Below are 10598 nucleotides of genomic sequence, written 5' to 3' on the forward strand. Positions count from 1 at the left end.
GCCCGACCACGCCGTGCCGTCGTTGAGTGAGATCCGCTCCCGGGCGGTGCCGCCGTGGACGAGGGCGCCGAGGCGCCCGTTGCCCAGCGGCGCGGCCTCCAGCCAGCTCCGCGCGGGGGCGTCGAAGACGATCCGGTGAAGGCCGCCGTCGCCCCGGGTCTCATCCATCCTGCGTGTCACTTTCGTCCTCGCCCGGCCGATCGCACTTCCGGTCCCCCTGCTGGTCCTGCCACTGGGCCCCGTTCCGGGCCTACTTCTGGCCGATCGTCTCCTTGCTCTTCTCCTGGAGCTGCTTGAAGACGCTGTCGCCGACCTGGTGCTCCCAGTACTGCTGGAAGACCGGGACGACCGCCGTCTGGAGTCCGGCGCCGTTGGAGTAGTTGGCGCCCGCGCTCAGACCGCTCTTGAGGTAGTTGCTGAAGGCGGAGATGTCCATGCCCTTCGCCGCCACCTGCTTCGCCGTGGTGTCGAACACCGCCGGGATGCCGGAGAAGAAGGCCGGGTTGGCCTGCGCGGCCGCCTTCTGGCAGGCGTCGGAGGTCATGTAGGTCAGCCACTTGTAGGCGCCGTCCTTGTTCTTCGAGCCCTGCCACATGAATTCGAGGTCGCCGCCGCCCTGGATGAGGCGGTTGCCGGTCTTGCTGTCCTTGACCAGGGGCGCGACGCCGACCTTGACCTTCGTGTTGCCGGAGAAGGTGGCCACGTCCCACGATCCCTGGATCATCATGGCGACCTTGCCGCTGGTGAGCTGGTCCTCCACGCTCGTGTTGGCGCCGAACTCGCCGATCTTCGGGGCGTAACCGTCGTCGGAGAGCGAGCGCAGGTACTTCATCGTCTCGCTGAAGCGGGGGTCCGCGTACGGGATCTGCGTCGGGTACGGGAAGGTGTCGCCCGCCTTCCAGCCGAGGGCGCCGGCGAAGGAGCTGAACGTCTGGGAGCCGTTGGGGTCCTGCGGGGCCATGAGCTGGAAGCCGTACGTCGCCACGTGCTTGGCGTCGAAGCCGGGCTTGTCGCCGTGCACGCCGTTCTCGTCGACGGTGAGTGCCTTGACGACCTTGCCGAAGGTGCCGCCGTCGGTGGGGTTCCAGGTCAGGTCCTGGATCTGCGCCTCGGTGACACCGGCCTTGGCCAGCAGGTCCTTGTTGTAGTAGATACCGGTGGCGTTCCAGTCCACGGTCAGGCCGTAGGTCTTGCCGTCGGTGCCGGTGACGGGATCGATGCCCTTGGCGAAGTTGTTCTTGTAGCCGTTCTGCTTCAGCAGCGGCCCGATCTCGGCTATCTGGTGCTGCGCGATGTAGGTCGGGTAGTACTGGCCGGAGGCCTGGAAGACGTCCGGCGCGTTGCCCGCCACGAAGTTGGCGGTCAGCTTCGTGAAGTAGTCCGGCACGTTGTAACGGGAGATCTTGACCGTGTACTTGGGGTTGGCCTGTTCGAAGCCCGAGACGCAGGCGCCCATGGCGGTCACCATGTTCGGGTCCCAGTTCCAGTAGTTGATGACGGTCCTGCCGCCCGCGGTGGTGGTTCCTCCGCTGCTGGACGAACAGCCCGTGAGAGCCGTGGCGCCGGCCAGGGCGACCGCGACCAGAGCGGTGAGCGACTTTCGCTGCATTCCATTACTCCTCGTTGAGTGGGGTGTGCGTGCCGGGGGGGCGGCGCCGGTGTCAGCGGATGCCGGTGAAGCCGATGGAGTTGACGATGCGCCGGCCGAAGATCACGAACACCAGGAGCATCGGCAGCGCGGCGACGAGCGTCGCCGCCATGAGCCCGCCCCAGTCGGGGGACACGGTCGGGGCGTTCTGCTGGAACGAGGCGAGTCCCACCGTGAGCGGCTCGGTGCTCTTGTCGTTGGTGACCAGCAGCGGCCAGAAGTACTCGTTCCAGGTGTTGATGAACGTCAGGATCGTCAGTGTGGTGATCGGCCCTGTGGTCATCGGGACGGTGACGGAGAACAGCGCCCTGATCGGCCCCGCGCCGTCGATCCGTGCCGCTTCGTCGATCTCGGCCGGCAGGCCGAGCATGAACTGCCGGAGGAAGAAGATGTTGAACGCCGAGAACAGCGCACCCGGCAGGATCAGGCCGGGGAACGTGTTGAGGAGGCCGAGGTCTTTGATGAGGACGAAGTTCGGCAGCATGCTCATGATGCCGGGGACCATGAGCGCCACGAGGAACAGCGAGAACATCAGGTCGCGTCCCCGCCAGTGCAGGCGCGCGAACGCGTACGCCGCGGTCGTCGAGCAGAAGATGACGAGCACCGTCATGAGCGACGCGTACAGGGTGGAGTTGCGCAGGTAGAGCAGGAGGTCGCCCGAGTCGAGGGCGCTCAGTGTGCCGGTGGCGTTGCCGTGCACGAGCCCGAGGACGCGTCCGAAGCCGCTGAGCGTGAGGCCGACCGGGGCCAGCGACTGAGGGTCCCGCGACAGGGCGTCGTTGGAGGACAGCGCGGTCCGCAGGATCCAGTAGAAGGGGAAGATCGTGACGGCAAGGACGACCCCGACGTAGATCCACGCGAGGACGCGTCCGATCGGCACACGCGACGGCCGGGCCGTGGCGTGGGGTCCGCCCGGGGCTCGCCGGCTCGATGGGAGGAGGGACACGGAGCTGTCCTCAATTCGTGTCGGACTCGTTGGCGCGGGTCACACGCAGTTGGATGAAGGTGATGGCGGTGAGCATCGCGAACAGGGCGAGCGACATCGCCGACGCGTAGCCGAAGTTGTACTGGCTGAACGCCGTGTCGTAGATGTACATCTGCAGGACGTTGCTGGCGTTGGCGGGACCGCCCTTGGTCGCCACCTGCACGATGTCGAACACCTGGATGGAGCTGATGACCGACAGGATCACGACCATGGCCAGGATCGGCCGCAGCAACGGCACCGTGATGTGGCGGAACATCCGCATCTCGGACGCCCCGTCCAGGCGCGCGGCCTCGTAGATCTCCCCGGGGATCGTCTGGAGCCCCGCGAAGATGAGGACCGCGTTGTAGCCCATCGACTTCCAGACGCTGATCAGCGCCACGGAGGGGATCGCGAGCGCGCTCGATCCGAGGAACTCGACGCGCTGCCCGGTCACGGCCTTGATCGCGACGTTCACGATGCCCAGTTGCGGGTCGAGCATCCAGGACCAGATGACGGCGGCGACCACTCCGGAGATGAGGAAGGGGAGGATCACCAGCCCTCTGACGACCGTCGACCGTGTCAGCCGGTGGAGGACGACCGCGGTGACGAGCGAGACCAGGATGCCGATCGCGACGCTGAGGACGACGAAGTACAGGGTCGCCCGGAGCGAGTGCCAGAACGTCTGATCGCCGAGCATCTGGCGGAAGTTGGCCAGTCCGGTCCACTCCGCCGGGGAGAGGATGTGGTACGTCGTGAAGCTGAAGTACGTGCCCCGCACCGTCGGGTAGACGGCGAAGACGACGAACCCGATCATGGCCGGCGCGATGAGGAGCCAGGCGGCGGTCGCGTGTCCGCGGTGGGCGGGGTGCCGTCGACGGGACTTCGGTTCGCGCGCCGGGACCCGTGAGGGGGTCAGTGTTGACACCGCTCCTCCCTTCGGTATTTTCAACAGAGTGATTAGTTAATCGGACAGTAGGGGTACGTTTTTGGCCCCGTCAAGATCTCTGCACCCAGGAAAGTTTCAGAGGACACCGGCCGCGGCGGCCTCACGGACCGTCAGGATGTGAGGGGCGGGTACGGTGACCGTCCCGTACGGAGCGAGGGGGAAATCGCAGATGAGCGGTACCGGGGTCAATCTTGGCGCTCTCGCCGAGTTCAACGTGGCCGTCGTCCTCGACGCGATCCGCCGCCATCCGTCGGGCGTGACGCGCACCAGGGTCTCCGCCCTCACGGCTCTCAGCGGCATGACCGTTTCGAACGTCTGCCGGCGGCTCGTCGAGGCCGGGCTCGTGATCGAGCGGGCCACGCCGGCCAAGGGCCGGGGCAAGCCGCCGAAGCTCCTCACCCTGAACCCGGACGGCGGGTTCGCGGTCGGCGTGCACATCGACCCCGCCGTGATCACCTACGCGCTGATCGACCTTTCCGGGCGGGTGCGCGAACGCATCCGTACGGCGACCCCCACGGTCCAGGACGCGGCGAACGTGGTGCGGGAGATGGCCGCCATGGTCGACACCCTCCTGCTGACCGCCGACATCGACCGCGGGAAGGTCCTCGGCGTCGGCGTGGCGTCACCGGGGCCGATCGATCCGGAGACCGGCGTCGTGCTCAACCCCCCGATGCTGCCCGGCTGGCACCGGGTGGAGCTGCGCTCGGCCCTCCATCTCGCCACCGGCCTGCCCGTTCTCATCGAGAAGGACGCCACGGCGGCGGTCGTGTCCGAGCTGTGGTTCAGCGAGCCGGGCGCCCGCCGCAACTTCGCCTTCCTGTACTACGGAACCGGCTTCGCGACCGGCATCGCCATCGGCGGTTCGGCCGTTCGCGGAGTGAGCTCGAACGCCGGTGACACCGCCCACGTACCGGTCGACCCCGAGGGGCCCATGTGTGCCTGCGGCCGGCGCGGCTGTGTCGGTGTGGTGACGGCCCCCCGGACGCTCGTCGCACACGCCGTACACCGCGGTGTTCTGACGGAGGATCAGGCGGGTGACACCACGGACGTGCTGCAAGTGGGCGCCGCGTTCGGCCTCCTGGCGGACGCGGCCGACGCCGGCGTCCCCGAGGCGGTGGAGATCCTCACCACCGCCGCACGGCAGATCGCCCGGGCCCTGGTCGTCGTCATCAACCTGCTCGACGTCGGGGAGATCGTGTTCGGCGGCCCCTTCTGGTCCCGGATCGCACCCCTGGCGCTGACCACCCTGCCCGAGGCGGTGCGCACCGACCCCGGGCTCGTGGTCCCCCACAGCGTCCGCTTCAGCGAATCGGCGATACCGGACGACGTGGCGGCGGTGGGCGCCGCCACCCTCGTCCTGGACAACTCCTTCTCCCCCCGCCCGGAGGCACTGCGCATCGCCGCCGCGGGCGACCCGACGGCACGCCTCTCCCCCCTCTGACGTGGGGGTCGCGCCGGGCCGCCCCGGTCTCCCGGCGGCCGGGTCCGGCGTCCGGCGACCCTCGCCATCTGCGAACATCCCATGCGTGGACCATCCGAACAGCGATCCGACCCCGCCCGACTTCGACCCCGGCGCACCCGTGCGCTCCGGCATCCCGGAGCACGGGCGCGTACCCAAGTACTACGCCGTCAAGGCCCGCATCGGCGCGCTGATCGGCGCGCTGGGCGAGGGCGAATCACTGCCGACGGAACGGGATCTGGCCCTGCGGTACGAGGTCTCGCGCGAGACCGTCCGCCAGGCGTTGCGTGAACTGCTGCTGGAAGGGCGCCTGCGCCGGCAGGGGCGCGGAAGCGTCGTCGCGGGCCCGAAGCTCGAACAGCCGTTGTCGCTCGCCAGCTACACCGAGGGCGTACGCCGCCAGAATCGCAGGCCGGGACGGAATCTCATCGGGCTCGACCGCTTTCCATGCCCCGCGGCCCTGGCCGCCGACGTGGGGGTACGGACCGGCGAGCCGGTCTGGCACCTGGAGCGTGTCCTGCTCGCGGACGACGAGCGCGTCGGGCTGGAGAGCACGTACGTGGCCGTGTCCCGCGTCCCGCGCCTGGACGTCGACTTCGAGCCGGACTCGTCGTTCTACTCCTACCTGCGCGACGTCGTCGGCGTGCCCTTCGGCGACGCCGACGAGCGGATCGAGACGGTCCTGGCGACCCCCCGGGAGGCGCTGCTCATCGGTACGTCGCCGGCGCTGCCCATGCTGCTGCTCCACCGGCTCTCCCGCGACGGGTCGGGACAGCCGCTGGAACGGGTGAGGACGCTGTTCCGGGGTGACCGCTTCAGCTTCACCGCTCATCTCGGACAGCGGACCGAGCCGGGTCGCGCATAACGGGCAGACACCTACAAGAGGTCGCATCTCACCCCCTCCTTTGATTACGAGAAGATAACGGGTCTAGTCCATAATTGAGTGCCCGTTCACTGTGCCGTCGCCCACCGGATCCGCGAGCGCCACCCGCCGCCAGCAACGTGGCCGCCATGAGAGTTGTCATCGTCGGGGCCGGCGTGGTGGGAACCATGCACGCCTGGCACGCAGTGGAACGCGGCCACGAGGTCGTCCAGATCGAGCGCGAGGCGGAGGCCCGCGGCGCCAGCCTCCGCAACTTCGGCCAGATATGGGTCAGCGGGCGGGCCGGCGGTGAGGAACTGGAAACCGCCCTGCGCTCCCGGGAGTTGTGGGAGCGCATCGGAGCACGCGTACCCGATCTGGGCTTCCGGGCCATCGGTTCGCTGACGCCGGTCCGCAACGACCTGGAACGGGCCGTGGCCGAAGCGGCGTCGAACCGCCCCGACGCGGAGGCCCGCGGCTACCGGATGCTGACCGCCGCCGAGGCCCGGGCCGTCAATCCCGCCCTGCGCGGCACCTACGAAGCCGCCCTGTGGTGCGGGCGCGACGCGGCCGTCGAACCCCGCACCGCCCCGCTCGCCCTCAAGAAGGAGCTGCTCCGGTCCGGCCGTTACACGTTCCTGGGCGACCGGGAGGTACGTGAGGTGGTCGGGGACAACGCCGTGCGCGACGACCACGGCGACGTGCACACCGGCGACGCGGTGGTCCTGTGCACGGGCGCCTGGCTGGGCGGACTCGTCCGGGAACTCGTACCCGACCTGCCCGTACGGCGCGTCCGCCTCCAGATGATGCAGACCGAGCCCCTCGGCGAGGTCCTCACCACCTCCGTCGCCGACGCCGACAGCTTCCGCTACTACCCCGCGTACGCGGGCGAGGCGCTCGACGCCCTCAACGCGGAGCAGGCCCAGGAGCCGGCCGCCGCCGCGCACCGGATGCAACTGCTCATGGTCCAGCGGCGCGACGGCGGGCTCACGATCGGCGACACCCACGAGTACGAACACCCCTTCGCCTTCGACGTCGTCGAGGAACCGTACGAACACGTCACCCGCGTCGCCGAGTCCTTCCTGGGCCGCCAGCTCCCCAAGGTCAGGCACCGGTGGGCCGGGGTGTACGCGCAGTGCACCGACCCGGGCCGGGTCGTCCACCGGCAGCGCGTCCGCGACGCCGTGTGGCTGGTGACCGGGCCGGGCGGGCGCGGGATGACCTGCTCGCCCGCCATCGCCGAGACGACCGCCGACGAACTGGGCTGGTGAGACGGATGAGTGACAAGCACCGCGTGAGACTGATCGTCCTGGACATGGCCGGTACCACCGTCCTCGACGGCGGGCTCGTCGAGCGGGCCTTCTCCGCCGCCGCGCTACGCCTGGGCGTCGAGCCCGGCACACCGGACCACGCCGGGAAACTCGACTACGTACGCGCCACCATGGGCGAGTCCAAGATCTCCGTCTTCCGCCACCTCTTCGGGACCGAGGACAAGGCCCGGCTCGCCAACGCCGTCTTCGAGACCGCGTACGGGGAGCTGATCGACGCCGGGCACGTCGCGCCGGTGCCCGGCGCCCGCGAAACGATCGAACGGCTGCGTTCCGAGGACCGCCGCGTGGTCCTGACCACGGGATTCGCCCGCGTCACCCAGGAGGCCATCCTGGCCGCGCTGGGCTGGCAGGAGGTCGCCGACCTGACGCTCTGCCCGGCCGACGTCGGGGGCCGGGGACGCCCCTACCCGGACATGGTGCTCGCCGCGCTGCTGCGCACGCGGGCGGCGGACGCGGTGCGGGAGATCGCGGTCGCCGGGGACACGTCGTACGACATGCTCAGCGGCGAGCGCGCCGGCGCGCGGGTGGTCGCCGGTGTCCTGACCGGCGCACACGACCGCGCCCAGCTCCTCGCCCGCGGCGCCACCCACGTCCTCGGCTCGGTCGCGGAGCTTCCGGATCTGCTGGCCGGGGAGGGGCTGTGAGCCACGGCATCCGCTTCGACCGCGTCTCGGTGTCCTACGGCGGGCGCGGCGCGAAGCCTGTACTCGACGCGTTCGACCTGACCGTGCGGCCGGGCGAGGTGATGGCCCTTCTGGGGCCCTCGGGATCCGGCAAGACCACCGCACTGCGTGCCGTCGCCGGTTTTGTACGGCCCGAGTCGGGGCGGATCCTCATCGGGGACCGCGATGTCACCGCGCTCCCGCCGCACCGGCGCGGCATCGGCATGGTCGTGCAGCAGTACGCGCTCTTCCCCCACCTGAACGTCCGGGACAACGTCGCCTTCGGGCTGCGGGCCCACAAGGTGGGCAAGGACCGGATCCCCGGCCGGGTCGCCGAGGCGCTGGACATGACCGGCATGAGCGCCTACGCCACTCGCCACCCGAGGGAGTTGTCCGGTGGGCAGCAGCAACGGGTGGCCATCGCACGGGCGTTGGCCATCCGGCCCGGCGTCCTGCTCTTCGACGAACCGCTGTCGGCGCTCGACGCGCAGCTCAGATCCGGGATGCTCGCCGAACTGGGCAGCCTGCACCGGGACTTGCCTGAGGTCTCGATGCTGTACGTCACCCACGACCAGGTCGAGGCGCTGACCCTCGCGGACCGTATCGCCGTCATGGACAAGGCCAGGCTCCAGGACTGCGGCACACCGCAGGAGTTGTACCGCAGGCCGGCCAACGCCTTCACGGCGGCGTTCGTCGGCAACGCGAACCTCCTGCCCGTCACCGTCCAGGAGCACGGCTCGGGGGTCTCGTTCGCGGGCACGGCGCTGAAGGTCGCGGTCGGTGACGCGGCCGGCGGCGCGGCGGCGACCCTGTGCGTACGCCCCCATCTCGTCGGCCTCGGTGAAGGCCCCAACGCCCTGCGCGGGACGGTCGCGGACGTGCAGTGGCGCGGGGCGACCCACCGGCTGCTCGTCGACGTGGGCGGCCACCGGATCATGGCCGACCTGCGCGAACTGCGCGAGGCACCGTCGCCGGGCCGGTCGGTCACCCTCCACTTCGCGCCCGAGGACGCGGTACTGCTGCCGGCGGGGGTGGACGACGATGGGCGGCGCTGAGCTGACCGTCACGGGAGCCACCCGTGCGGCGCCCCGATGGGTCTGGGCCCTGCCGCCCGTGGCCCTGCTCGCGTGCGCGTTCCTCTACCCTCTCGCCCTGGTCGTCCAGCGGTCCTTCCTCCCCGACGAGGGCGGTGTGTCGGCGGAGCCGTACGCCGACGTGTTCGCCTCCGAGGCGTTCCGTGACGCGCTGACCACCACCGTGTGGCTGGCCGCCGGGTCGACGGCCGGATGCCTCGTCCTCGGTTTCTTCCTCGCGCTGGTGATCGCGTTCGTCCCCTTCCCCGGCGGCAGAACGGTCGCGCGGTTCATCGACGTCTTCCTGTCCTTCCCGTCGTTCCTGATCACGCTCGCGCTGCTGTTCCTCTACGGCACGGCGGGCATGGCCAACGGGATCTGGACGGACGTCACCGGCGCGGGCGGAGGCCCCTTCCACTTCCTCACCACCCCGTGGGGCGTGCTGCTCGCCGAGATCACGTACTTCACCCCGTTCGTGATGAGACCCCTGCTCGCCGCCTTCTCCCAACTCGACCCGGCGCAGCTGGAGGTGGCCTCGTCCCTCGGGGCCCGCCCGGCCCGGATCGTCCGGCAGGTGATCCTTCCGGAGGCGCTCCCGGCCCTCGCCGCGGGCGGCAGCCTCGTCCTCGTCATGTGCCTCAACGAATTCGGGATCGTCCTCTTCACGGGGGCCAAGGACGTCACGACCCTGCCGATGCTCGTCTACAGCAAGGCGATCCTCGAATCCGACTACCCGGCCGCCTGTGTGATCGCGGTCGTCAACATCGCCCTCTCCGTGGGGCTCTACGGGATCTACCGGGTGGTGAGCCGTCGTGCTGGTGCATAGCCGCCGGGGAAAGTGGGCCGTGTGGGGGATCTTCCTCGCCCTGTTCGTACCGCTCTTCGCGCTGCCCCTGATGGTCGTCCTCGCCGCGTCGGTCTCCACCCACTGGTCCGGCGCCTTCCCCTCCGGGCTCACCGGCGAGCACTACACCTCGGCCGTCCGGGGTGACGCGCTCCAGGCACTCACCACCAGCCTGGTCACCGCCCTCACGTCGAGCCTGCTGGCCCTGGCCGTCGGCTGCTGGGCGGCGCTCGCCGCGTCGGCGCTGCGCAGGGGCGGGAAGCGGCTGCTCGACACGCTTTTCATGCTTCCCGTCGCGGTGCCGTCCGTGGTCGTCGGCCTCGCGGTCCTGGTCGCGTTCTCCCAGCCGCCCGTGCTGCTCAACGGAACGCGCTGGATCGTGATCCTCGCGCACACCGTACTCGTCACGGCCTTCGCCTACCGCTCGGTCTCGGCGGCCCTCCTGCGGCTGGACCCGATGTACGAACAGGCCGCCGCCTCCCTGGGTGCCCGCCCCTCGTACGTGCTGTGGAAGGTGCGGCTGCCGCTCCTGCTGCCGTCGCTCACCGCGGCGGGGGGACTCTGCTTCGCCCTGTCCATGGGCGAGTTGAGCGCCACGATGATGCTCTACCCACCGGACTGGATGCCGCTCCCGGTGCGCGTCTTCACCGCCACCGACCGCGGGGCGCTCTTCACCGGTTCCGCGCTGGCCGTGGTCCTGATGGGCACGACGCTGCTCGTGCTGCTCGCGCTCTCCCGTATCCGCAACCGCGCCTCCTTCCGCTGAAGGACCGCCCCTCCGCCACCCCCCTCCCCGCGTCGCCACCCCC

Annotated in this window: 11 protein-coding genes; 7 read left to right on the forward strand and 4 right to left on the reverse strand. The window is 70.1% G+C overall.

Features of this window, described 5'->3' with window-relative positions:
- The 4 genes from GT042_RS19400 to GT042_RS19415 form a co-directional block, all read right to left on the reverse strand.
- On the reverse strand, positions 1 to 168 hold a 168-nt coding region (locus tag GT042_RS19400; RefSeq protein ID WP_161309991.1), incomplete at its 3' end, for a glycoside hydrolase N-terminal domain-containing protein.
- Positions 169 to 250: 82 nt separating this feature from the next.
- Positions 251 to 1609, reverse strand: a complete 1359-nt coding sequence (locus GT042_RS19405) for a sugar ABC transporter substrate-binding protein (RefSeq protein WP_161309992.1) — start codon at positions 1607 to 1609, stop codon at positions 251 to 253.
- A gap of 52 nt (positions 1610 to 1661) precedes the next feature.
- Positions 1662 to 2528, reverse strand: a complete 867-nt coding sequence (locus GT042_RS19410) for a carbohydrate ABC transporter permease (RefSeq protein WP_345943837.1) — start codon at positions 2526 to 2528, stop codon at positions 1662 to 1664.
- 76 nt (positions 2529 to 2604) lie between these two features.
- A complete protein-coding gene (locus GT042_RS19415) occupies positions 2605 to 3537 on the reverse strand; it encodes a sugar ABC transporter permease (RefSeq protein WP_345943838.1) in 933 nt (310 codons plus the stop codon).
- 190 nt (positions 3538 to 3727) lie between these two features.
- On the opposite strand from GT042_RS19415, the gene GT042_RS19420 reads away from it, so the two are divergent.
- From GT042_RS19420 to GT042_RS19450, 7 genes are all read left to right on the forward strand, one after another.
- The gene (locus GT042_RS19420) at positions 3728 to 4999 is read left to right on the forward strand and encodes an ROK family transcriptional regulator (protein ID WP_161309993.1); all 1272 of its coding nucleotides are present in this window, start codon (positions 3728 to 3730) and stop codon (positions 4997 to 4999) included.
- Positions 5000 to 5084: 85 nt separating this feature from the next.
- The gene (locus GT042_RS19425; RefSeq protein ID WP_161309994.1) at positions 5085 to 5882 is read left to right on the forward strand and encodes a GntR family transcriptional regulator; all 798 of its coding nucleotides are present in this window, start codon (positions 5085 to 5087) and stop codon (positions 5880 to 5882) included.
- A 146-nt stretch (positions 5883 to 6028) separates the two neighbouring features.
- The gene (locus GT042_RS19430) at positions 6029 to 7150 is read left to right on the forward strand and encodes a TIGR03364 family FAD-dependent oxidoreductase (RefSeq protein ID WP_161309995.1); all 1122 of its coding nucleotides are present in this window, start codon (positions 6029 to 6031) and stop codon (positions 7148 to 7150) included.
- A 5-nt stretch (positions 7151 to 7155) separates the two neighbouring features.
- Complete coding sequence (locus tag GT042_RS19435) at positions 7156 to 7854, forward strand: phosphonatase-like hydrolase (protein ID WP_161309996.1); 699 nt, start codon at positions 7156 to 7158, stop codon at positions 7852 to 7854.
- Positions 7851 to 8927, forward strand: a complete 1077-nt coding sequence (locus GT042_RS19440) for an ABC transporter ATP-binding protein (protein ID WP_161309997.1) — start codon at positions 7851 to 7853, stop codon at positions 8925 to 8927. Before GT042_RS19435 ends, GT042_RS19440 begins: the two co-directional genes overlap by 4 nt.
- Entirely contained in the window at positions 8914 to 9771 is an 858-nt protein-coding gene (locus tag GT042_RS19445) for a 2-aminoethylphosphonate ABC transporter permease subunit (RefSeq protein WP_161309998.1), read from the forward strand. Before GT042_RS19440 ends, GT042_RS19445 begins: the two co-directional genes overlap by 14 nt.
- Positions 9758 to 10555 carry an ABC transporter permease subunit gene (locus GT042_RS19450; RefSeq protein ID WP_161309999.1) on the forward strand — a complete coding sequence of 266 codons (798 nt, stop codon included), beginning with the start codon at positions 9758 to 9760 and terminating at the stop codon, positions 10553 to 10555. The genes GT042_RS19445 and GT042_RS19450 overlap by 14 nt, the downstream gene beginning before the upstream one ends.
- Positions 10556 to 10598 lie beyond the last annotated feature (43 nt).

Source organism: Streptomyces sp. SID3212, assembly GCF_009865405.1.
In the GTDB taxonomy this organism is placed as follows: domain Bacteria; phylum Actinomycetota; class Actinomycetes; order Streptomycetales; family Streptomycetaceae; genus Streptomyces.

Bases quoted from the DNA above. Each gene is read 5' to 3' on its own strand.
- GT042_RS19435 (WP_161309996.1), top strand. From the start codon at position 7,156: ATGAGTGACAAGCACCGCGTGAGACTGATCGTCCTGGACATGGCCGGT.
- GT042_RS19405 (WP_161309992.1), bottom strand. From the start codon at position 1,609: ATGCAGCGAAAGTCGCTCACCGCTCTGGTCGCGGTCGCCCTGGCCGGC.
- GT042_RS19420 (WP_161309993.1), top strand. From the start codon at position 3,728: ATGAGCGGTACCGGGGTCAATCTTGGCGCTCTCGCCGAGTTCAACGTG.
- GT042_RS19445 (WP_161309998.1), top strand. From the start codon at position 8,914: ATGGGCGGCGCTGAGCTGACCGTCACGGGAGCCACCCGTGCGGCGCCC.
- GT042_RS19430 (WP_161309995.1), top strand. From the start codon at position 6,029: ATGAGAGTTGTCATCGTCGGGGCCGGCGTGGTGGGAACCATGCACGCC.